Below are 22,125 nucleotides of genomic sequence, written 5' to 3' on the forward strand. Positions count from 1 at the left end.
GATTTGCAAGGCTTTTATGTGGTCCCGAAAGTGTCCGGTGGGCGGACACCTGTCCATTCGATAAGCCGCGGACACTGTCCGGACGCCTTCAGCCGGCGTCTGTGACGTTTCAAGAGCGCCCGTGGGCATCGGACTCGATGGCCATCTGGGCAAACACCCCCAGTGACTGGCGACCGATTCCGGCCGCCGCGTGTGCAGGCTAGGATCGGGGTTCACCTTCGTGACCAAGGATCCGGATATGTCTCTCGCCCTTCGCCCGCGCGCTGCACTGCTGGCCGTCGCCCTCAGCACCGCCCTGGGCACGCTCGTGCCCACCCATGCGCTCGCCGCCAAGCCGGCGGCACCGGCCAAGGTCGATATCCCGTACGAGCAGTTCACCCTGCCCAACGGCCTGCGCGTGATCGTGCATACCGATCGCAAGGCGCCGATCGTTGCGGTCAACGTCTGGTACCACGTGGGCAGCAAGGACGAGCCGGCTGGCCGTACCGGCTTCGCGCACCTGTTCGAACACCTGATGTTCCAGGGCAGCGAAAACCACGATGGCGAGTTCTTCGAGCCGTTCAAGCAGGTGGGTGCCACCAACCAGAACGGCACCACCAACACCGACCGCACCAATTACTTCGAGAACGTGCCGACCACCGCGCTGGACATGGCACTGTGGATGGAATCGGACCGCATGGGCCATCTGGTCGGTGCGATCGACCAGGCCGCGCTGGACGAGCAGCGTGGCGTGGTGCAGAACGAGAAGCGCCAGGGCGAGAACCAGCCCTACGGCCAGGCCTGGGACCAGCTCAACAAGGCGCTGTACCCGGTGGGCCACCCGTACCACCACGGCGTGATCGGGTCGATGAACGATCTGAACGCGGCGTCGCTGGATGACGTGAAGACCTGGTTCCGCACCTGGTACGGCCCGAACAATGCGGTGCTGGTGCTGGCCGGCGACATCGACCTGGCCACCGCCAAGGAAAAGGTCGCCAAGTACTTCGGCAGCATCCCGGCCGGCCCGACCATGGCGCAGCCGGCGGTGAACGTGGCCAAGCGCAGTGCCGACACGCGCGAGACGATGACCGACAAGGTGCCGCAGGCGCGCATCTACCGTGCCTGGAACGTACCGCAGGTCGGCACCACCGAGGTCGATCAGCTGCAGTTGTTCGCGCAGGTGCTCGGCGGTGCGAAGTCTTCGCGCCTGAGCCAGCGCCTGCAGCACCAGGACAAGCTGGTGGACAGCATCGCGTCGGGCCTGTCGACCTCGCAGTTGGGCTCGAACTTCGTGATCATGGCGACGGTCAAGCAGGGCCAGGACCCGGCCAGGGTCGAGAAGATCATCGACGAAGAACTGGACCGGCTGATCAAGCAGGGCCCGACCGCGGCCGAACTGGAGCGCGCCAAGACCGGTGCACGCGCCGGTTTCATCCGCGGCATCGAGCGCATCGGTGGCTTCGGCGGCAAGGCCGACGCACTGGCCGAGTGCGCGGTGTTCACCGGCGACCCGGGTTGCTTCCGCACCTCGCTGGCCAACATCGAGAAGGCCAGTGCTGCTGATCTGAGCCGGCTGGGCGCGCAGTGGCTGGACAAGGGCAGTCACACCCTGGTGATCGCACCGGGTGAGCGCGTGGCGCTGAAGGAAGACCCGAGCCAGGCGCCGAAGCCCTTCACCGTGCCGGCAGTGGACCCCAAGTACAGCACCCTGCCGGAGCAGGTCGACCGCAAGGCGGGCGTGCCGCAGACCCGCGAGTTCCCGCAGCTGAAGTTCCCGACGTTGCAGCGCGCCACGCTGAAGAACGGCACCCAGGTGATCCTGGCCGAACGCCATGAAATTCCGGTGGTGCAGTTCAGCTACCAGTTCCCGGGCGGCTTCAGCGCCGACCAGGGCCGCAAGCCGGGCACCGCCAACTTCACCATGAGCCTGATGACCGAAGGCGCCGGCAAACTGGGCTCGCTGGCCTTCGCCGATGCCGCCGACGCACTGGGCGCCAGCCTGGATGCCTCGGCCGGCCTGGACTCGATGAGCGTGGACCTGTCGGCGCTGAAGGAAAACCTGGCACCGTCGCTGGCGCTGTACCGCGACCTGTTGCGCGAGCCGCGCTTCGAGCAGGGCGAGATCGACCGGGTCAAGGCGAGCTGGATCGCTGGCATCCAGCAGGAGAAGGTCAACCCGGGTGCGGTGGCGATGCGCGTGCTGCCCCCGCTGCTGTACGGCAAGGGCCACCCGTATGCCATTCCGTTTACCGGTAGCGGTGACGAGGCGGCGATCAACGGCCTGACCCGCGAGGACCTGGTCGACTTCCACCACGACTGGCTGCGCCCGCAGAACGGCACCCTGATCGTGGTCGGCGACACCACCCTGGCCGAGATCGTGCCGCTGCTGGACAAGCAGCTGGGCGACTGGAAGGCCAGTGGCGAGGCCCCGCAGGTGAAGGCGGCCACCGACGTTGCGCTGCCGAAGGGCCCGCGCGTGTTCCTGATCGACCAACCGGGCGCGGTACAGGCCAACCTGTTCGCCGGCCAGGTGGTGGCACCTTCCAGCGCCACCAGTTCGACCCGCTTCGACATCGCCAACGGCGTGATCGGCGGCGACTTCACCTCGCGCCTGAACATGAACCTGCGCGAGGACAAGCACTGGTCGTACGGTGCGCGCAGCAGCGCGGTCAATTCGGTGGGCCAGCGCCCGTGGATGGCCAGCGCGCCGGTGCAGATCGACAAGACCGGCCCGGCACTGGCGGAAATGCGCAAGGAAATCGCCGCGTTCGCCGATGGCAGCAAGCCGGCCACCGCTGCCGAGGTCAACCGCATCCGCAACATCCAGACCCTGAGCCTGCCCGGTGCCTACGAGACCGCCAGTGCGGTGGCGTCGACCATCGGTTCGATCGTGCAGTTCAAGCGCCCGGACGACTACGTGCTGCGGCGCAAGGCCGAGATCGAAGCGATGACCCCGGCGCAGGTGCAGCAGGCCGCCGCAGAGATCAAGCCGCAGGCCCTGACCTGGGTGGTGGTGGGTGACCTCAAGCAGACCGAAGCGGCCGTGCGTGCGCTGAACCTGGGCGAGGTGACGGTGATCGACGCCGAAGGCAACCCGGTCAAGAAATAAGGGATGTGCCTGCCCGCCCCCGGCGGGCAGGTCTCCCGTGGTAGCGCCGGGCCATGCCCGGCGCGTTTCCGGCGGCCAGCCATGCCGCGCTGTGCGCTCGCCGGGCATGCCCCGGCGCTACCTGGGCTCCGGCCCGGCTACCCCCGATTCAGGCTGTTCAGGCAGAATCCCCCCCATACCCTTCCAGGATCTGCCCATGCGCGTTCTGCTGCTTTCCTCCCTGCTGCTCACCGTCACCGCCTGTACCTGGGTGCCGATCGAACCGGCCGGCAAGGCAACCCGCGTGCTGCCGGCAGGGCCGGTTCCGGCCGGCTGCATCGCCAAGGGCGAGGTGGTGGTCACCGTGAAGAGCAAGGTCGGCTTCTACAACCGCAACCCGCTGCGGGTGCAGGAAGAGCTGGAAACCCTGGCCCGCAACGAGGCCCCGAGCGCCGGCGCCAATGCCGTCCAGGCCGCTGCGGCCCCCGCCGATGGCAGCCAGCGCTTCGCCGCGTTCCAGTGCCCGCCGCGCTGAACGCTTCACCATACGGCCGAGGCTGAATTCGTAAAGATGCGGTGAAAGCGCGGGGGTTATAGAATAGCGCCCCCTTTTGCCTGAGCCTTGGCGCTAACCTCGATGCTCTTCAAGAATGTCTCGATCGCCGGCCTGGCACACGTCGACGCACCGCATACGCTGACGACCAAGGAAATCAACGAACGCCTGCAGCCGACGTTGGATCGCCTGGGTATCCGCACCGATGTGCTCGGCGACATCGCCGGCATCCACGCCCGCCGCCTGTGGGACAACGGCGTGCTGGCGTCGGACGCCGCCACCATGGCCGGCCGCAAGGCACTGGAAGACGCGGGCATCACCGCGACCCAGGTCGGCCTGCTGGTCAACACCTCGGTCAGCCGCGACTACCTGGAGCCGTCCACGGCCTCGATCGTGTCGGGCAACCTCGGTGTCAGCGACGAATGCATGACCTTCGACGTCGCCAACGCCTGCCTGGCCTTCATCAACGGCATGGACATCGCGGCGCGCATGATCGAGCGCGGTGATATCGACTACGCGCTGGTGGTGGACGGCGAGACCGCCAACCTGGTGTACGAGAAGACCCTGGAGCGCATGACCGCCCCGGACGTCACCGCCGATGACTTCCGCAACGAGCTGGCCGCGCTGACCACCGGGTCGGGCGCCGCCGCGATGGTGATGGCGCGCGCGGAGCTGGTGCCGGACGCGCCGCGCTACAAGGGCGGCGTGACCCGCTCGGCCACCGAGTGGAACCAGCTGTGCCTGGGCAATCTGGACCGCATGGTCACCGACACCCGCCTGTTGCTGATCGAAGGCATCAAGCTGGCGCAGAAGACCTTCAGCGCCGCCAAGATCGCACTCGGCTGGGCCGTGGAAGAGCTCGACCAGTTCGTGATCCACCAGGTCAGCCAGCCGCACACCGCCGCGTTCATCAAGAACTTCGGCATCGACCCGAAGAAGGTCATGACCATCTTCGGCGAGCACGGCAACATCGGCCCGGCCTCGGTGCCGATCGTGCTGAGCAAGCTCAAGCAGCTGGGCAAGCTGAAGAAGGGCGATCGCATCGCGCTTCTGGGTATTGGCTCGGGCCTGAACTGCTCGATGGCTGAAGTGGTCTGGTAAGCAGCCCGCTGCCCGACCTCCTGTAGAGCCGAGCCATGCTCGGCTCACGCGCGCAGCGCGGCTCTTCCGCAGCGGACCGGAGAGCAGCCGAGCAACGGCTCGGCTCTACATTGCGCCGCGACTCTCCTTAGGTGCTCCGCATGCGCGATCTTCCCGGTTACCCCGCCCACCCGCAGCGCTTCGAGGTCCGCCCCGGCCTGTCGATGAACTATCTCGACGAGGGCCCGCGCGATGGCGAGGTGGTGGTGATGGTGCACGGCAACCCGTCGTGGAGCTACTACTGGCGCACGCTGGTGGCCGGCCTGTCGGACACCTACCGCTGCATCGTGCCGGACCACATCGGCATGGGCCTGTCGGACAAGCCGGACGACAGCCGCTATGAGTACACGCTGCAGTCGCGCGTGGACGATCTTGATGCGCTGCTGAAGCACCTGGGCATCACCGGCCCGGTGACCCTGGCCGTGCACGACTGGGGCGGCATGATCGGGTTCGGCTGGGCGCTGTCGCACCACGAGCAGGTGAAGCGCCTGGTGGTGCTCAACACCGCTGCCTTCCCGATGCCGGCGGCAAAGAAGATGCCGTGGCAGATCGCACTGGGTCGCCACTGGAAGATCGGCGAGTGGATCATCCGCACCTTCAACGCGTTCTCGTCCGGTGCCTCGTGGCTGGGCGTGGAGCGGAAGATGCCGGCCGATGTGCGCCGCGCCTACGTGTCGCCGTACAACAGCTGGGCCAACCGCATCAGCACCATCCGCTTCATGCAGGACATCCCGCTGTCGCCGGCCGACAAGGCCTGGTCGCTGCTGGAACGCGCCGGCAAGGCGCTGCCGTCGTTCGCCGACCGTCCCGCCTTCCTCGGCTGGGGCCTGCGCGACTTCGTGTTCGACCATCATTTCCTGAAGGGCTTCCAGGCCGCGCTGCCGCAGGCCCAGGTGCATGCCTTCGAGGATGCCGGGCATTACGTGCTGGAAGACAAGCAGGACGTGCTGGTGCCGGAGATCCGCGCGTTCCTGGACAAGAACCCGATCTGAGCGGTGTGCCGACCAACGGTCGGCACCCACAAGTGGAAGGTATGGGTGGGTGCCGACCGTTGGTCGGCACACCGGATTATGCGGCGACCGGCGCCTGTGGTGGCGAGGACGGGCTGTTGCCGTTGTCGTCCGGATGATCGTCGTCATTGTCGGCGTCATCGCGCCAACGCCAGTCGGCCGGCGTCAGCGGATCCAGGCCATAGGCAATGCGCGCCTTGTCGCACTGCGGGCTGGCCTTGCCGTATTCCCACGATGCATCCACCTCACGGCACACGCTGGGCCGGTTGGGGTGGATCGTGCAGCGTGAATACACGCCGATCTGCGCATCCAGCGCGACGCAGCGCACCGGCTTGGAATGGGTGCCGCGCATGCACAGGCGATGCGGGTCCAGCACCTCGGTAAGCTGGTGCGGCACGCCGCCGGGGGTGACCTCGTCCGATTCCATCCAGTGGAAGGCCACGCGGTACTGGGTGCAGCAGGCGCCGCAGGTCATGCAGGGATGTTGCATGGGCAAGCCGCCTCGGGCGGCAGTCGGAATCGGGAACGAGGGTGCGGATTTTCCACGAAGTGGGCCGCCGCGCAAGAAATTCCGTAAGCGGCGACAATGAACGGATGAACCGACCCTGCAACATTGCGGCCCGTTTGCCTGAACTGGCGCGTGAACGCCCCGACCAGATCGCCATCCGCTGCCCGGGCCGCCGCGGCGCCGGCAACGGCATGGCCGCCTACGATGTCACCCTCGATTACCGTCAGCTGGACGCCCGCAGTGATGCCATGGCCGCCGGCCTGGCCGGCTACGGGATCGGCCGTGGCGTGCGCACGGTGGTGATGGTGCGGCCTTCTCCGGAGTTCTTCCTGCTGATGTTCGCGCTGTTCAAGCTGGGCGCAGTGCCGGTGCTGGTCGATCCGGGCATCGACCGGCGCGCGCTGAAGCAGTGCCTGGACGAGGCGCAGCCGCAGGCCTTCATCGGCATTCCGCTGGCGCATGTGGCGCGGCTGGTGCTGCGCTGGGCGCCGTCGGCCACCCGGCTGGTGACGGTCGGCCGTCGCCTCGGCTGGGGCGGTACCAGCCTGGCCGCGCTGGAACGTGCCGGTGCCAAGGGGGGGGCCATGCTGGCCGATACCGATGGCGAGGACATGGCGGCGATCCTGTTCACCAGCGGCTCCACCGGCGTGCCCAAGGGCGTGGTCTACCGCCACCGCCACTTCGTCGGCCAGATCCAGTTGCTGGGCAGTGCCTTCGGCATGGAAGCGGGTGGGGTGGACCTGCCGACCTTCCCACCGTTCGCGCTGTTCGACCCGGCGTTGGGCCTGACTTCGGTGATCCCGGACATGGACCCGACGCGGCCGGCGCAGGCCGACCCGGGACGCCTGCACGATGCCATCCAGCGCTTCGGCGTAACCCAGCTGTTCGGCTCGCCAGCGCTGATGCGGGTGCTGGCCCGGCACGGGCGGCCACTGCCGACGGTGACCCGGGTGACCTCGGCCGGGGCACCGGTGCCGCCGGACGTGGTCGCCACCATCCGCAGCCTGCTGCCGGCCGATGCGCAGTTCTGGACTCCCTATGGCGCCACCGAGTGCCTGCCGGTGGCGGTGGTCGAAGGCCGCGAACTGGAGCGCACCCGCGCGGCGACCGAGGCCGGTGCCGGCACCTGCGTGGGCAACGTGGTGGCCCCCAACGAGGTGCGCATCATCGCCATCGACGACGCACCGTTGGCCGACTGGTCGCAGGCACGTGTGCTGGCCACCGGCGAGGTGGGCGAGATCACCGTGGCCGGACCGACCGCCACCGACAGTTACTTCAACCGCCCGCAGGCCACTGCGGCGGCGAAGATCCGCGAGACGCTGGCCGATGGCAGCACCCGCGTGGTGCATCGCATGGGCGACGTTGGTTATTTCGATGTGCAGGGCCGCCTGTGGTTCTGCGGGCGCAAGACGCAGCGCGTGGAAACCGCGCGCGGGCCGCTGTACACCGAGCAGGTCGAGCCGATGTTCAACACCGTGGCCGGCGTGGCGCGCACTGCGCTGGTTGGCGTGGGGGCCGCCGGTGCGCAGGTGCCGGTGCTGTGCGTGGAGCTGCAGCGTGGCCGGTCCGCCAGCCCGGCACTGCAGGAAGCGCTGCGTGCCAAGGCCGCCGCATGCCTGGCCGGAGCCGGGCTGGAGCACTTCCTGGTACACCCTTCGTTCCCCGTCGATATCCGTCATAACGCCAAGATCGGCCGCGAGAAGCTCGCCGTCTGGGCCAGCGCCGAACTGGAGAAGCGCGCATGAAGATCCTGGTCACCGGTGGCGGTGGTTTCCTTGGGCAGGCGCTGTGCCGCGGGCTGGTCGAGCGTGGCCACCAGGTGCTGGCGTTCAACCGCAGTCATTACCCGGAACTGCAGGCGATGGGCGTGGGCCAGATCCGCGGTGATCTGGCCGATGCGCAGGCGGTGCTGCATGCGGTGGCCGGCGTCGATGCGGTGTTCCACAACGGCGCCAAGGCCGGCGCATGGGGCAGCTATGACAGCTACCACCAGGCCAACGTGGTCGGCACCGACAACGTCCTCGCGGCCTGCCGCGCGCATGGCATCAACCGGCTGGTCTACACCTCCACGCCCAGCGTGACCCATCGTGCCACGCACCCGGTGGAAGGCCTCGGGGCTGACGAGGTGCCGTACGGCGAAGATTTCCAGGCGCCGTATGCGGCTACCAAGGCAATCGCCGAACAGCGCGTGCTGGCCGCCAACGATGCGTCGCTGGCGACGGTGGCACTGCGCCCGCGCCTGATCTGGGGCCCGGGCGACCAGCAGCTGGTGCCGAGGCTGGCCGAGCGTGCGCGGCAGGGCCGCCTGCGCCTGGTGGGGGATGGCAACAACAGGGTGGACACCACCTACATCGACAACGCCGCACTCGCGCACTTCCTCGCCTTCGAGGCACTGGCGCCGGGCGCTGCGTGTGCGGGCAAGGCCTACTTCATTTCCAACGGCGAACCGCTGCCGATGCGCGAGCTGGTCAACAAGCTGCTGGCCGCTGTTGGCGCACCAACCGTGGACAAGGCGATCAGCTTCAAGACCGCCTACCGCATCGGCGCTGTCTGCGAGCGGTTGTGGCCGCTGCTGCGCCTGCGTGGCGAGCCGCCGCTGACCCGCTTCCTGGCCGAGCAGTTGTGCACGCCGCACTGGTACAGCATGGAACCGGCGCGCCGTGACTTCGGCTACGTGCCGCAGGTCAGCATCGAAGAGGGGCTGCGCAGGCTGAAGGCTTCATCTGCTGCATAGATCGCCGTCACTGGTTGCACACCGCAGGATCGGGAGGATGGACCCACGCCATCCAAGGCTCGACCACCCGCGAGGAGCGCCATGCTGCACTACGCCATCATCTTCTTTGTCATCGCCATCATCGCCGCTGTTCTGGGTTTCTCCGGAATCGCCGGCGCCGCAACCAACATCGCCTGGATCCTGTTCGTGGTGTTCCTGATCCTTGCGGTGATCTCGATGTTCCGCAAGCGCGGATAGAAACTGCAGGGCGTGCCGGTCATCGACCGGCACGCCGCTTCCAGGTGGGTGCCGACCTTGATCAGCACACCATCGCCTGGTAGGTGCCGACCTTGATCGGCGCACCTTCTGTAGAGTCGAGCATGGCTGGACTCTACAGAAGCGCTCGGTCCGCCGCATGGCGCTCCAGCGCCAGCTCGATCAGGCGGGTGATCAGCGTGGTGTAGTCCACGCCGCTGGCACCCCACAGCTTCGGGTACATGCTGATGCGGGTGAAGCCCGGCAGCGTGTTGACCTCGTTGATGATGATGTCGCCGCCCGCAGTGAGGAACACATCCACGCGCGCCATGCCGGCACACTCCAGCGCCTGATAGGCCCGCAGCGCGATCTGCTGGATGCGTGCCTGGGTTGCAGCATCGATATCCGCGGGTACCACCACTTCGGCACCATCGGCGTTGATGTACTTGGTGTCGTAGGCGTAGAACTCGTCGTGCACCACCACCTCGCCGCACAGGCTGGCCTGCGGATGTTCGTTGCCCAGCACCGCGCACTCGATCTCGCGGCCGATCACCGCCGATTCCACCAGTACCTTGTGGTCGTAGCGCAGCGCCAATGCCAGCGCTTCGGCAAAGCCCGCCGCATCCTTGACCTTGCTCACGCCTACCGACGAGCCTTGGTTGGCCGGCTTCAAGAACAGCGGCAGGCCAAGCTGGGCAATCACCGCATCGACATCCACTTCCGCCACCTGGTGGCGGCGGATGCACAGCCACGGCGCCACCTGCAGCCCGGCGTCGCGCAGCAGGCGCTTGGTCACGTCCTTGTCCATCGCCACTGCCGAGCCCAATACCGGCGAACCGACGAAGGGCAGGTTCGCCATGCGCAGCAGGCCCTGCAGCGCACCGTCCTCGCCCAGTGGCCCGTGCACGATCGGCAGCACCACATCGATCTGGCCCAGCACGCTGGCCGCATCGGAGGGCTGCAGCTGTGCCTGCTCAGCACCGGGAAGGACCGCCAGCGACTGGCCGGAGCGATGCAGCGCGATGCGTGCCGGATCATCGGCATTGAGCAGGAAGGTCGCAGGCTCGCTCAGATGCCACTGGCCCTGCTTGTCGATGCCGACCAGCACCGGCTCGAAGCGCTCGCGATCAAGCGCATCGAGGATGTTCTTCGCCGACTGCAGTGAAACTTCGTGCTCGGAAGACTTGCCCCCGAAGATGATGCCGACCCGGGTCCGTGCCATGGGGAATGCGATGTCCTGTGCGTTGCGTGGCCGTACAGCATGAACCTTCCATCGCCGCTCGGGTGAGGCACGGATGAACCGCCGGGCCGCCGGCTCGGGTAGGGGCCGACCTTGGCTGGCCCCCGGGAAATCCAGCGCCGACCAAGGTCGGCATCTACCAACGCCAGATCCCATCAGCATTGGGATCAGAGCCCGTTGCGCAGCAACGGGATCCGACCCCACAGACGACAGGAATCTGTCGAAGGCGGGGTGGGTCCGGTTGCGGGAGTGTCCGCGGCATGGATGCCGCGGCCAAGCCCCCACGGATGGGTTTACGGCGTCTCCCGCAACCGGACCCATCCCGCCAACCCACGGAATGCATGCTGTTGCTGTTGGTGTTGAGGTTGCCGGCCAGCGGCCGGCACTACCGCGGGTGCCGGGCGGTAGCCCGGCCCAAGCCCCCCACCCACGCAGGTAGAATGCGCCCATGGCTCTTTCCCTGCTCAAGTCCCTCAAGCCGGTCGCTGGCCGCGCCCTGCAGATCGCCCTGAACCGCGCGCTGGCGCTGGATCCGGATACCCGCCACGCCCTGGCCAGCCTCGATGGCCGGCACATCGACCTGACCCTGGAAGCGCCGTCGCTGGCGATGCGCATCAGCGTCGACGGCGACCAGCTGCGGGTCGGCCCGGTGGATGCGCAGGAAGCCGACCTGGCCGTGCGCAGCAGCCTGGCCGGCGTGCTGGCGCAGCTGCCGCTGCTGGCCAACGCACGGCGCGGCGAGTCCAACAACAAGGGCCGTGTACGCGTGGCCGGTGACGCCGAACTGGCGCGGCGCCTGCAGCAGCTGGCCAAGGGTTTCGACCCGGACTGGCAGCAGCCCTTCGTCAGCGTGTTCGGCGAGGTACTGGGCGTGCAGGTCGCCAACACCCTGCGCAGCGCCCTGCAGCACGCGCGCCAGGGGGCGATCGACCTGGCCCACAGCGCCGCCGAATTCATCACCGAGGAATCGCGCGACGTGGTGCCGCGCGCCGAACTGGATGCCTTCCATGATGATGTGGACGTGCTGCGCGATGACGTCGAGCGTCTTGGCGCGCGCGTGCAGCGCCTGCGGGGTGCCGCATGAAGGCCTTGTTGCGGGCGAGCCGCATCGGCCGGGTGATCCTGCGTTACCGCCTTGACGACCTGCTGCAGGGCACGCCGGCCGAGCGTTGGCTGCGCCTGGCCAAGCCGTTCGTGCCGCGTGCCTCGGCCGACATCGCCGCACAGTCGCGCGGTGCGCGCCTGCGCCTGGCGCTGCAGGATCTCGGCCCGATCTTCGTCAAGTTCGGCCAGATCCTCTCCACACGCCGCGACCTGGTGCCGCCGGATGTGGCCAATGAGCTGACCCTGCTGCAGGACCGGGTCAAGCCGTTCGACGGTGACACTGCGCGCCGCATTGTCGAGGAAGCGCTTGGCCTGCCGGTCAGCGAGGCGTTCGCCAGCTTCGATACCGAACCACTGGCCTCGGCTTCGATCGCGCAGGTGCATGCGGCCACGCTGGCCGATGGCCGCCAGGTGGTGGTCAAGGTACTGCGCCCCGGCATCGAGAAGCAGATCGATGCCGACATCGCCCTGCTCAACTCGTTGGCCGCGCTGGTCGAGCGTACCCATCCGCGTGCCGACAAGATCCGACCGCGCGAAGTGGTGGCCGAAGTCGAGAACACCCTCGCCGCCGAGCTGGACCTGCAGCGCGAAGGCGCCAATGCCAGCGTGCTGCGCCGCTTCTGGGAGAACAGCGAAGACCTGTACGTGCCGGAAGTGATCTGGAGCCATACCGCCGAGCGCGCGCTGACCCTGGAGCGCGTGTGGGGCATTCCGTCCGACGACATCGCCGCGCTCGACAAGGCGGGCATCGACCGCAAGGCACTGGCCGCCAAGGGCGTGCGGGTCTTCTACACCCAGGTGTTCCGCGACAACTTCTTCCATGCCGATGCGCACGCCGGCAACATCTGGGTCGACACCGATCCGGGCCGCCGCGCCAACCCGCGATTCATCGCGCTGGACTTCGGCATCATGGGCCAGCTGTCGCAGGAGGATCAGTACTACCTGGCTGAGAACTTCATGGCCATCTTCAACCGCGATTACCGCCGCATCGCCGAACTGCACGTGCAGGCGCGGTGGATGCCCGATCACGTACGCATCGATGATCTGGAAGCGGCCGTGCGTTCGGTGTGCGAGCCGTACTTCACCCGCCCGCTGTCGCAGATCTCGCTGGCCGAAGTGCTGATGAAGCTGTTCCGCGTGGCGCAGCGCTACCAGCTGACCCTGCAGCCGCAGCTGATCCTGCTGCAGAAGACCCTGCTGAACATCGAAGGTGTTGGCCGCCAGCTGGATCCGCAGATCGATATCTGGGCGGTGGCCAAGCCGGTGCTGGCGAAGATCCTGCGCGAGCGCTACAGCCCACGCCGGGTGGTGCGCGAGATCGGCAAGCGGTTGCCGGAAATCATGACCCACGCGCCGGACATGCCGCGCCTGGTACACGCTTGGCTGACCCAGCAGGTGGAGGGGCGCCACGAGCTGGCGATGCGCTCGCGCGATCTGGTTGCGCTGGATGCCAGCGTGCAGGGCCTGCAGAGGCGCGCGGTCGGCGCGATCACCGGCGTCGGCCTGCTGGCCATCGCCGCGCTGATGTACGTGCTGCAGCCACCGGGTTGGTACTGGGGCGACCTGCCGATGTGGAGCTGGGTGTCTGGTGCCGTCGGCGCGGCGGCGCTGGCGCGCGCGTGGTGGCGCTGATCCCTGTTGATCCACAGTCGGCGGCGTCACGCGCCGCCGACCGGCCACGGCTCTACCAGTGATAGCCCAGGCCCAGGTGCGACTGCACGCTCTGGAAGCGGTCCAGGCGCGTCCTGTGCCAGGTCTTGCCGATGCCCATGTCCAACACCAGATGCTCGCCCAGCGGCTGGCTGCGGCGCAGGAAGGCACGTCGTGCATCGTGTTCGCGCAGCAGCAGCGGATCGGCATCGGCGGTGTAGCCGGAAGTACCGCTGCCCAGCCACAGCTGGGTCGACCCACGGCCCTGCGCATCCTTCAGGCGCAGTGACAACGTGGTGCCATGGCCGTCGGGCCCATTGGACTGGCGATGCCGCTCGTGGCGCAGTGAGGCGGTCACGCGCGGGAAGTAATGCGCTGCGCCCACCGACCAGCCGCTCACGTATGCACCGGCATGGTACTGGGCGTACTTGCCGCCTACGCTCAGCACGGTCTGCGGTGCCACGTGCCACTGCAGGTCCTGGTTGACCTGGCGGTTGACGAACACCGGGTCATCGTTGGAGGCAGTGAAGGCAGTGCGGGTCGAGACGCGAGGACTCCAGCGCTGGTGCAGCGAACCCTGCACGCGATTGCCGCCGAAGCGCTTGCTGCCGTAGTCGCGTTCGCCATGGGCCAGGCCCAGATGCCAACGGCTGTCACCGCTGCGGCCGGCCACGTCCACGGTCTGTACGTCACGCTTGCCGAAGCCGTCGGTGTAGTCGGCATGGTCCAGTTGCACCGAGACCCGGTCGATGCCGGCGTGGGCGCTGGACACAGCCAGCAGCAGGGCACACGGCAGTGCGCCACGGATGATCAATCGCATGGGGTTACTCCAGGGGTTGGGAATGCAGCGACTGCAGCAGCCGGTAGCGACCGGGCGGCAGGTTTCGTTCCACGGTGATGCGCGGTCCGAACTGGCTGCCCGGCGCGACGATGCGACCGGGCAGGATGATCACGCCCACACCCAGCGCGGCGCCCTCACCGATCCAGGCGCCGAGCTTGTCGCGCTGGCTGTCGATGACGGTATTGCCGATGTGGACGGCGACCGTCGCACCATCCAGGCGATGGTTGCTGGTGCGTACCAGCGCGCCCAGGTAGGCACGGGCGTCGACGCGGCTGTCGGCGATGAAACATTGCGGGCCGATGCAGGCGCCGTCGCCGATCAGTGCGTTCTTCAGTTCACCTGCAAAGCCGATGCGCACGCCGTCACCGATACGCAGTGGGCCGCGCAGCAGCGCATTGTTGCCGATCAGGCAGTCGCGGCCGATCGATACCGGCCCCTGCAGCTGGGCGCCGTCGCAGATGCGGCTGCCGGCGCCGATCCTCACCTTGCCCTGCACCACCGCGCGCGGAGAAACCTGTGCAGTGGAATCGACGTGCGGTGGCAGCGTCGAAAGCGCGGCGGCCATCGCGGCCAGGTCATTCCACCACATGCGGATACCTGGTCGGTTTGTCGCGCAGCGGTTCGCGTCCGGTGAACAGCCCGGCCACGCCGTGCATCAACCAGATCGCGTAGGCGAGCAGCACGTACAACATCGAGAACGCGGCGGCGGGTACCAGCCACGCCCGGCGGTGGTGGATCGCACTGATCACCGCCAGCAACATGACGATGCCAATCCAGAACAGCGGCATCACCGACAGGGCGAGGCCACCAGGCCCATGCAGCAGGGCCGCACCGAACCAGACCTGTAGGGTCAGCACGATGCCGGCCAGCGCGAGCAGCATCATCGGCAGGATGCTGAACAGGCCGAAACGGGTCAGCAGCAGGCCGCGATGCAGGCGCATGCACACCGCATAGCCGACGATCCAGCGCCGCCAGCGCCGCCATTCCTCCACCAGCGTGTTGCATTCCTGCGGGTAGACCACGCAGCGCACGCTCTGGCGGACGCGGTACCCCTGCGCGACCAGCGACCAGGACATGTCCAGGTCTTCCACGCGGGTGCGGTCGGAGAAGCCGACCTTGCGCAGCACCGAGGTACGGAACAGGCCACACGAACCGGAGACAATGAAGGGGGCGCCGCCCAGCCACTGCTGGAAGCTGCGCTTGATGACGATCATCGGCAGCTTCAGGCTGGCGCGCACATGCGGCAGGAAGCCGGCACCCTGCAGGCTGGACGACGGCACGCCACCGACCGCATCGGCACCGCGCTCGATCTCGTCCAGCAGGTGGCCCAGGCCGTGGCCGCGCGGATCGATATGGGTGTCGGCGTCGGTCAGGAAGACCTGCTCGGCGGTGGCGTGCTGCAGGCCATGCATCAGCGCGCCGCCCTTGCCGGTGTTGGACTGATGCACCGCCACCAGGCGCCCGGGCCAGTGCGCCTGCAGCGCATCGAGCACCTGCGCGGTGTTGTCGGTGGAACCATCGTTCACGCAGATCACCCGCGCCACGTAGGGGTTCTGCAGCAGGCTGGTCAACGAGCGCTCCAGGCAGGGGGCTTCGTTGTAGGCCGGCACGATCGCATCGATGCTGTACAGGCGCGTGCTGGGGCGGCGCAAGGCCTGCACACACACACGCACCAGGATAAAGGCACACATGGCCAGGAACAGCAGCGTTTTCATCACAGCACCAGCCGGTAGGGCACGAAGCCTTCACTGGGGCCGATGCCGATCTGCTGGCCGCGGAACTGCGCATGGCAGCGCAGGTGATCCTCCTGCATGTAGTGGCGATCGCCCTGGCTGGCATGCTCGCGCAAGGCATGGATCTTCAGGTCCAGCTGTGCGCTGATGTCCTCGAATACCTGCGGTGCGAACTGTGGCAACGTGCTGGGGCTCTCGTAGCAGAGGATCTGCGGGATGCTGCGGCAGGCGATGATCGACGCTTCATGGACGGTGCGATGGTCCTGGTGATGGTCTTCGCCACACATCGTGTAGACGCGATGCGGTGCGATCTGCGCGCAGGCCTGCTCGAGCGCCGCGACGATGTCGTTGCGGCAGGCAGGAAAGCAGGTATCCGGGAAGTCCCGCTGGATCACCTCGGCCACACCCAAGCGCCGCAACGCGCGGTGCGATTCGTCGCCGCGGTCGATGCCGGCATGGCAGCCACGGCCCCCACGGCTGAGCACCAGCGCATGGATGCGTGCACCGGCGCGGGCCAGTTTGGCCAGGCTGCCGCCGCAACCGAGTTCGATGTCGTCGGGGTGGGCGCCGATTGCCAGAATGTCGAGAACCATGGCCGTGTCCTTGCGGAAACCAAGAGGGCAGCGGGCGGGTGCACCGTCCCGCGTGAAGAAGGCGGGAACTATCGCAACGTGAGCGCGGCGCGGGGCTAGGAGGAGTACGAAATGTGGCCGGACAGGCCACAATGCTCACCCTTGCTGCGGCAATTGAAAGAAGCGATGACGATGCGGCTTTCGGAATTGAAGAAGGAACTGATGCACTTCGGCGCTGAAAACGACGCGCATGAAACCGAGCGCGCTCGGCGCATGCTCAACATCACGCCGGACACCGGTGAATTCCTGTCGGTACTGGTGCGTTTCGGCACCGCGCGCCGGGTGCTGGAAATCGGCACCTCCAATGGCTACTCCACGCTGTGGCTGGCCGAAGCGGCCGCCGCCATCGACGGCCACGTGACCACGCTGGAATTCGCCGAGGACAAGGTGGCGATGGCGCGATCCACCTTTGCGCGCAGCGGGTTGGCCGCGCACATCACGCTGGTGCATGGCGATGCCGGGCAGTGGTTGGCAGAGGCCGGCGAAGGCTGCATCGACCTGTTGTTCCTGGATTCGGACCGCGGGCAGTACGCCGGCTGGTGGCCGCAACTGCGCCGCGTGCTGCGGCCAGGGGGCCTGCTGGTAGTGGACAACGCCACCTCGCACGCGGAAGAGATGAAACCCTTGTGCCTGCTGCTGGACGCTGATCCGGACTTCAGCACCAGCGTGGTGCCGGTGGGCAACGGCGAACTGCTGGCCGTGCGCAACGGCTGATTGCCACGCCACAGACCCCGGGTCAGATCCCTCGTGGAAAAGGGATCTGACCCCATACAGGGCACCCTTATAATCCCGCGGTGAGTACCGAACCTGACACCCTCGCCGCGGTCGAGACTGAAACCGCGCCCCTGCAGCTGCTGCACCTGGATGAGCGCCTGGCCGTGGTCAACAAGCCTGCCGGGCTGATGGTCCACGACAGCAAGCTGGCCCGTGGCGAAGATGATTTCCTGGCCGACCGCCTGCGTGAGCAGCTGGGGCGGCCGATCTTCCTCGTGCACCGCCTGGACCGGGCCACCAGTGGCTGCCTGCTCCTGGCCTTTGACCGCGAAACCGCCAGTTCGCTGGGCAAGGCACTGATGGGTGGCGAAGTGGCCAAGGACTACCTGACAGTCTGCCGAGGCTGGCCGGCCGAGCTGTCCTGGCGGGTGGACCATGATCTGGACGGTGGGCCGGGCAAGCCGGTGAAGAAGCCGGCGATCACCGATTTCCAGCGCCTGGCCACTGGCGAGCTGTCGGTGCCGGTGGGCGAATTCAGCAGCTCGCGCTACGCGCTGCTGCGCTGCCAGCCGCAGACCGGGCGCTTCCGGCAGATCCGCCGTCACCTCAAGCACCTGTCGCATCACATGATCGGCGATACCAGCCACGGCGATGGGCGCCACAACCGCATCTTCCGCATGCAGGGCGTGCACCGCATGCTGCTGCACGCCGAGCGCCTGCGTTTTCCGCATCCGGAGGGCGGCAACGTGGATGTCAGTGCGCCGCTGGACCACCAGTTCCAGAAGGCACTGGACCTGTTCGGCTGGCAGGTGGACGCAGTTTGACGGTAGTGCCGGCCGCTGGCCGGCAGCTGCGTGATTCCAGGTGTACTGGGGAGCCGGCCAGCGGCCGGCACTACCTCATTCTCGTTTCTTTTCCGGCTCGTTGACGATCGCTTCCAGGTCTTTCTGCAGGTCCGCAAACAGCGGCTGCATGCGCGCCTGGATGGCCACCATCACGTTCTGCATCAGTGCCGGGGTCTTGTCCAGCAGGCTCTGGCCTGCCGCGCTCTCGTAGAACTCGGCCATCGCCAGCACGTCTTCCTTGCTGAACGTCTTCTTGTACAGGTCCACGTACATCGGCCGCAGCTGCTGCCACGACATGGCCTGGCGCAGGGTCTGGCTGGTCCGCGCCTGGATCCGCTTCAGCTGCTCCTGCTGCTGGGCGGTGAGCTGGCGCTGCGCGGCCACCTGCTGGAACTGCTGCTGCTGCATGGCTTCGATCTGCGGCACCATGGTGTCGATCATGCTCTGCGCGCGCGAGGCCGACAGCAGGCGGTTGATGTCGCCGTCGGTCGGCGGGGCGGCCAGGGCCGGGACGCTGGCCGTGGCCAGTGCCAGCAGCAGTGCGGCGCGGCGCAGCAGGGACGGCAGGGCGGGTGCGAAGCGGGTCATGCGGGCTTCCTGCGGTACATGGGACCGCCAGCATACCCGCAGCCCAGGCGAAGGCGGCGTGTTCGGCGCCTGATCGGCGGCATACGGGGCGCGATGGCGCATTCCACCACGTGCCTGCCGCTACAATGCGCGGATGGGCAGTGGACCGGTCACCATCAGCGCGCAGCTTGAAATCCCCGACGGCGAGATCGTCGAGCGGTTCGTGCGCGCCAGCGGCGCCGGCGGCCAGAACGTCAACAAGGTGTCCACTGCGGTGGAACTGCGTTTCGACGTGGCCAACTCGCCCTCGTTGCCCGAACCGTTGCGCGCGCGGCTGTTGGCGCGGCGTGACCGGCGCATGACCGGCGAAGGCGTGCTGGTCATCGACGCGCAACGTTTCCGCACCCAGGATCGCAATCGCGAGGATGCGCGCGAGCGGCTGGCGGCCTTCATCCAGGCCGGGCTGAGCGTGCCCAAACCGCGCAAAGCCACCAAGCCGACCCTCGGGTCGAAACTGCGTCGTCTGGACGCCAAACGCGGGCGCGCGCAGATCAAGCGCGGGCGCTCATCACGTGACTGGGAGTGATTGCTTGAACAACCCGACTTCGTTGCTGCCGGCCGTGCCGCCGCAGATGCCGCAGGTCAAACCCAACGCCTTCCTGCGCTGGCTGGCGCGCTGCACCCTGCGCATGGGGGGCTGGAAGGTGACCGGCACCCTGCCTGACATCCCGAGGCTGGTCTTCATCATCGCCCCGCATTCGTCCAACTGGGACGGGCTGTGGGGCATGGCGGCCAAGATCGCGCTGGGCATGAAGGTGAAGGTGCTGGGCAAGGCCTCGCTGTTCTGGTGGCCGCTGGGCCCGTTGCTGCACCGGCTGGGCGTGATTCCGCTCGATCGCAGCTCGCCACAGGGTACGGTGGGCCAGGCGGTGGACCTGCTGCGCAACAACGAGAAGATGTGGTTCGCCATCACCCCCGAGGGCACCCGCAAGGCGGTGAAGGAGTGGAAGGCCGGCTTCCTGAAGATCGCCCGGATGGCCGACGTGCCGATCCTGACCGCGTATTTCCACTATCCGGAAAAGACCATCGGCATCGGTCCGCTGTTCACCCCGAGTGGCGACGATGTGGCCGACATGGCTGCCATCCGCGAGTTCTACCGGCCCTGGATCGGCAAGACCCGCGGTACGGTCTGAGCCGGCCGCAGGCCGCCGCATAGACGCCACGTCCGGCACATGCCGGGCGAGCGCGACAGGAGTAGGGTGGAGGGCTGGTATCCATACCGTCTGCCCAAGGAGCGTTTTACATGTCGCGTACCGTAGTCCTGGCCGCCGCCATCAGCCTGGCGCTGGCGGCCTGTTCCGGCAAGGAGTCCACCCCCGTGACCGATGCCCAGAAGACCCCGGCCCCGCAGCCGGCCGAAGCCTCCACCAATCCGCTGCTGAGTGCCAGCACGCTGCCGTTCCAGGCACCGCCGTTCGACAAGATCAAGGACAGCGACTACCTGCCGGCGTTCGAAGAAGGCATGCGCCAGCACCTGGCCGACGTGCGCAAGATCGCCGACAGCAGCGAGCCGGCCACCTTCGACAACACCATCGTGGCGATGGAGCGCAGCGGCGAGACCCTGACCCGCGTGTCGCGCATCTTCTTCGGCCTGGTCCAGGCCGACACCAACGATGCGCGCCAGAAGATCCAGGAAGAAGTGGCGCCAAAGCTGGCCGCGCACCAGGACGAGATCAACCTCGATCCGAAGCTGTTCGCGCGCGTGAAGTCGCTGTACGACCAGCGTGACACGCTGGAGCTGGACCCGGTGCAGAAGCGCCTGGTCGAGCACTATTACGATGGCCTGGTGCGCGCCGGTGCGCAGCTGTCCGACGCTGACAAGGCGACCCTGCGCAAGCTCAACGTGGAAGAGACCACGCTCTCCACCCAGTTCCACACCCGCCTGGTGGCCGCGACCGCCGCTGCGGCTGTTGTCGTTGACGACAAGGCCAAGCTGGCCGGCCTGGACGAGGGCGCGATCAACAACGCTGCGGCCGCCGCCAAGGACCGCAAGCTGGATGGCAAATTCCTGCTGCCGCTGCAGAACACCACCCAGCAGCCGGTGCTCGGCTCGCTGAGCGATCGCGACCAGCGTGCCGCCGTTCTGAAGGCCTCTGAAACCCGCGCCGAGCGCGGTGATGCCAACGACACCCGGCAGACCGTGCAGCGCCTGGCCCAGCTGCGTGCGCAGAAGGCCAAGCTGCTCGGCTTCGACACCTTCGCCGACTATCAGCTGGGCGACCAGATGGCCAAGACTCCGGCTGCCGCGCTCAAGCTGCTGACCGACACCGTGCCAGCCGCCACCGCCAAGGCGCGCGCCGAGGCCGGTGAGATCCAGAAGGTCATCGACGCGCAGAAGGGCGGATTCCAGGTCGCCGCTTCGGACTGGGACTTCTACGCCGAGCAGGTGCGCAAGGCCAAGTACGATCTCGACGAGTCGCAGATCAAGCCGTACTTCGAACTGGACAACGTGCTGCAGAACGGCGTCTTCTACGCCGCCACCCAGCTGTACGGCATCACCTTCAAGCCGCGCACCGACATTCCGACCTACAACCCGGACATGAAGGTGTACGAAGTGTTCGACAAGGACGGCACCTCGCTGGCCCTGTTCTACACCGACTACTTCAAGCGTGACAGCAAGTCCGGCGGCGCCTGGATGGACGTGTTCGTCGAGCAGGACGGCCTGACCGGTGCCAAGCCGGTGGTCTACAACGTCTGCAACTTCACCAAGCCGGCCGCCGGCCAGCCGGCGCTGATCAGCTTCGACGACGTCACCACCATGTTCCATGAGTTCGGCCATGCGCTGCACGGCATGTTCTCGAACGTGAAGTACCCGTCGATCGCCGGCACCGCCACCTCGCGTGACTTCGTCGAGTTCCCGTCGCAGTTCAACGAGCACTGGGCACTGGACCCGAAGGTATTCGCCAACTACGCCAAGCACTACAAGACCGGCGAGGCGATGCCGCAGGAACTGGTCGACAAGATTCTCAAGGCGCGCAGCTTCAACCAGGGCTATGCGACCACCGAATACCTGTCGGCCGCGCTGCTCGACCTGGCCTGGCACACGCAGAAGGCCGATGCACCGCTGCAGGATGTCGGCGCCTTTGAAGCCAGCGCGCTGAAGAAGTTCAAGGTCGACCTGCCGCAGGTACCGCCGCGCTACCGCACCACCTACTTCGACCATATCTGGGGTGGTGGTTACTCGGCCGGTTACTACGCCTACTTCTGGGCCGAAGTGCTGGACCATGACGCCTACCAGTGGTTCACCGAACACGGTGGGCTGACGGCGGCCAACGGCCAGGAGTTCCGCGACAAGATCCTCTCGCGCGGCAACAGCGTGGAGCTGTCGACCCTGTACCGCGATTTCCGCGGCAAGGACCCGTCGGTGGAACCGCTGCTGAAGTTCCGCGGGCTGAAATAAGAAAGCGGAAACGGCGGGGGCAACCCCGCCGTTTTTCTTTGTGTAGAGCCGAGCCCATGCTCGGCTGGCTTTTTCTGGAGACGCAGCCGAGCA

At 67.2% G+C, this 22,125-nt stretch carries 21 protein-coding genes; 14 read left to right on the forward strand and 7 right to left on the reverse strand.

The genetic code is table 11. The features are described 5' to 3' along the window. Positions 1-238: 238 nt before the first annotated feature. From AC5P7X_RS16640 to AC5P7X_RS16655, 4 genes are all read left to right on the forward strand, one after another. Entirely contained in the window at positions 239-3,088 is a 2,850-nt protein-coding gene (locus AC5P7X_RS16640; RefSeq protein WP_495215177.1) for a M16 family metallopeptidase, read from the forward strand. A gap of 196 nt (positions 3,089-3,284) precedes the next feature. Further along, the gene (locus tag AC5P7X_RS16645) at positions 3,285-3,602 is read left to right on the forward strand and encodes a DUF4156 domain-containing protein (protein ID WP_005407628.1); all 318 of its coding nucleotides are present in this window, start codon (positions 3,285-3,287) and stop codon (positions 3,600-3,602) included. 102 nt (positions 3,603-3,704) lie between these two features. Next, positions 3,705-4,721, forward strand: coding sequence for a 3-oxoacyl-ACP synthase III (locus AC5P7X_RS16650; RefSeq protein ID WP_005420782.1), 1,017 nt, complete (start codon positions 3,705-3,707; stop codon positions 4,719-4,721). 140 nt (positions 4,722-4,861) lie between these two features. Further along, positions 4,862-5,752 (forward strand): alpha/beta fold hydrolase, encoded by an 891-nt coding sequence (locus AC5P7X_RS16655; RefSeq protein ID WP_069138108.1) that lies wholly within the window; start codon positions 4,862-4,864, stop codon positions 5,750-5,752. A 76-nt stretch (positions 5,753-5,828) separates the two neighbouring features. Here the strand turns inward: AC5P7X_RS16655 and AC5P7X_RS16660 are convergent, their stop codons facing one another. Continuing rightward, positions 5,829-6,260, reverse strand: coding sequence for a YkgJ family cysteine cluster protein (locus AC5P7X_RS16660; RefSeq protein WP_005407630.1), 432 nt, complete (start codon positions 6,258-6,260; stop codon positions 5,829-5,831). A 104-nt stretch (positions 6,261-6,364) separates the two neighbouring features. On the opposite strand from AC5P7X_RS16660, the gene oleC reads away from it, so the two are divergent. The 3 genes from oleC to AC5P7X_RS16675 all read left to right on the forward strand — a co-directional run bounded on the left by oleC (position 6,365) and on the right by AC5P7X_RS16675 (position 9,249). Further along, positions 6,365-8,023 (forward strand): olefin beta-lactone synthetase, encoded by a 1,659-nt coding sequence (gene oleC, locus AC5P7X_RS16665; RefSeq protein WP_329843668.1) that lies wholly within the window; start codon positions 6,365-6,367, stop codon positions 8,021-8,023. Further along, positions 8,020-9,012 (forward strand): 2-alkyl-3-oxoalkanoate reductase, encoded by a 993-nt coding sequence (gene oleD / locus AC5P7X_RS16670; protein ID WP_372485054.1) that lies wholly within the window; start codon positions 8,020-8,022, stop codon positions 9,010-9,012. The genes oleC and oleD overlap by 4 nt, the downstream gene beginning before the upstream one ends. A gap of 81 nt (positions 9,013-9,093) precedes the next feature. Then, complete coding sequence (locus AC5P7X_RS16675; RefSeq protein WP_005407633.1) at positions 9,094-9,249, forward strand: DUF1328 domain-containing protein; 156 nt, start codon at positions 9,094-9,096, stop codon at positions 9,247-9,249. A gap of 133 nt (positions 9,250-9,382) precedes the next feature. On the opposite strand, the gene ddlA is transcribed toward AC5P7X_RS16675, so the two are convergent. After that, positions 9,383-10,468 (reverse strand): D-alanine--D-alanine ligase, encoded by a 1,086-nt coding sequence (gene ddlA, locus AC5P7X_RS16680; RefSeq protein ID WP_329843666.1) that lies wholly within the window; start codon positions 10,466-10,468, stop codon positions 9,383-9,385. Between the two features lie 466 nt (positions 10,469-10,934). Here ddlA and AC5P7X_RS16685 point away from each other — a divergent pair, with 466 nt between their 5' ends. After that, positions 10,935-11,570: a ubiquinone biosynthesis accessory factor UbiJ gene (locus tag AC5P7X_RS16685; protein ID WP_005420772.1), complete on the forward strand. Its 636-nt coding sequence runs from the start codon at positions 10,935-10,937 to the stop codon at positions 11,568-11,570. Then, the gene (gene ubiB / locus AC5P7X_RS16690) at positions 11,567-13,222 is read left to right on the forward strand and encodes a ubiquinone biosynthesis regulatory protein kinase UbiB (RefSeq protein ID WP_495215178.1); all 1,656 of its coding nucleotides are present in this window, start codon (positions 11,567-11,569) and stop codon (positions 13,220-13,222) included. The genes AC5P7X_RS16685 and ubiB overlap by 4 nt, the downstream gene beginning before the upstream one ends. Before the next feature lie 52 nt (positions 13,223-13,274). On the opposite strand, the gene AC5P7X_RS16695 is transcribed toward ubiB, so the two are convergent. The 4 genes from AC5P7X_RS16695 to AC5P7X_RS16710 are packed head-to-tail and all read right to left on the reverse strand — an operon-like array spanning position 13,275 to position 16,407. Then, positions 13,275-14,060 carry a YaiO family outer membrane beta-barrel protein gene (locus AC5P7X_RS16695; protein WP_005420769.1) on the reverse strand — a complete coding sequence of 262 codons (786 nt, stop codon included), beginning with the start codon at positions 14,058-14,060 and terminating at the stop codon, positions 13,275-13,277. A gap of 4 nt (positions 14,061-14,064) precedes the next feature. Next, entirely contained in the window at positions 14,065-14,670 is a 606-nt protein-coding gene (locus tag AC5P7X_RS16700; RefSeq protein ID WP_171958042.1) for an LbetaH domain-containing protein, read from the reverse strand. Next, positions 14,657-15,796, reverse strand: coding sequence for a glycosyltransferase family 2 protein (locus AC5P7X_RS16705; protein WP_069138104.1), 1,140 nt, complete (start codon positions 15,794-15,796; stop codon positions 14,657-14,659). The genes AC5P7X_RS16700 and AC5P7X_RS16705 overlap by 14 nt, the downstream gene beginning before the upstream one ends. After that, complete coding sequence (locus AC5P7X_RS16710) at positions 15,796-16,407, reverse strand: PIG-L deacetylase family protein (RefSeq protein WP_206619865.1); 612 nt, start codon at positions 16,405-16,407, stop codon at positions 15,796-15,798. Before AC5P7X_RS16710 ends, AC5P7X_RS16705 begins: the two co-directional genes overlap by 1 nt. Before the next feature lie 165 nt (positions 16,408-16,572). On the opposite strand from AC5P7X_RS16710, the gene AC5P7X_RS16715 reads away from it, so the two are divergent. Together AC5P7X_RS16715 and AC5P7X_RS16720 are read left to right on the forward strand one after the other, a co-directional pair. Continuing rightward, positions 16,573-17,160, forward strand: coding sequence for an O-methyltransferase (locus AC5P7X_RS16715; protein WP_053500819.1), 588 nt, complete (start codon positions 16,573-16,575; stop codon positions 17,158-17,160). 80 nt (positions 17,161-17,240) lie between these two features. Beyond that, complete coding sequence (locus AC5P7X_RS16720; RefSeq protein ID WP_053500817.1) at positions 17,241-17,984, forward strand: pseudouridine synthase; 744 nt, start codon at positions 17,241-17,243, stop codon at positions 17,982-17,984. Positions 17,985-18,059: 75 nt separating this feature from the next. Here the strand turns inward: AC5P7X_RS16720 and AC5P7X_RS16725 are convergent, their stop codons facing one another. After that, complete coding sequence (locus AC5P7X_RS16725; RefSeq protein ID WP_005420757.1) at positions 18,060-18,593, reverse strand: DUF2059 domain-containing protein; 534 nt, start codon at positions 18,591-18,593, stop codon at positions 18,060-18,062. A gap of 133 nt (positions 18,594-18,726) precedes the next feature. On the opposite strand from AC5P7X_RS16725, the gene arfB reads away from it, so the two are divergent. The 3 genes from arfB to dcp all read left to right on the forward strand — a co-directional run bounded on the left by arfB (position 18,727) and on the right by dcp (position 22,032). Beyond that, on the forward strand, positions 18,727-19,158 hold the full coding sequence (gene arfB, locus AC5P7X_RS16730; protein WP_005420755.1) for an alternative ribosome rescue aminoacyl-tRNA hydrolase ArfB: 432 nt from the start codon (positions 18,727-18,729) through the stop codon (positions 19,156-19,158). A gap of 4 nt (positions 19,159-19,162) precedes the next feature. Then, positions 19,163-19,765, forward strand: coding sequence for a lysophospholipid acyltransferase family protein (locus AC5P7X_RS16735; RefSeq protein ID WP_005420754.1), 603 nt, complete (start codon positions 19,163-19,165; stop codon positions 19,763-19,765). A gap of 110 nt (positions 19,766-19,875) precedes the next feature. Next, on the forward strand, positions 19,876-22,032 hold the full coding sequence (dcp, locus tag AC5P7X_RS16740; protein WP_053500815.1) for a peptidyl-dipeptidase Dcp: 2,157 nt from the start codon (positions 19,876-19,878) through the stop codon (positions 22,030-22,032). Positions 22,033-22,125 lie beyond the last annotated feature (93 nt).

It is taken from the genome of Stenotrophomonas sp. YJH_SMC_53, from assembly GCF_059369995.1.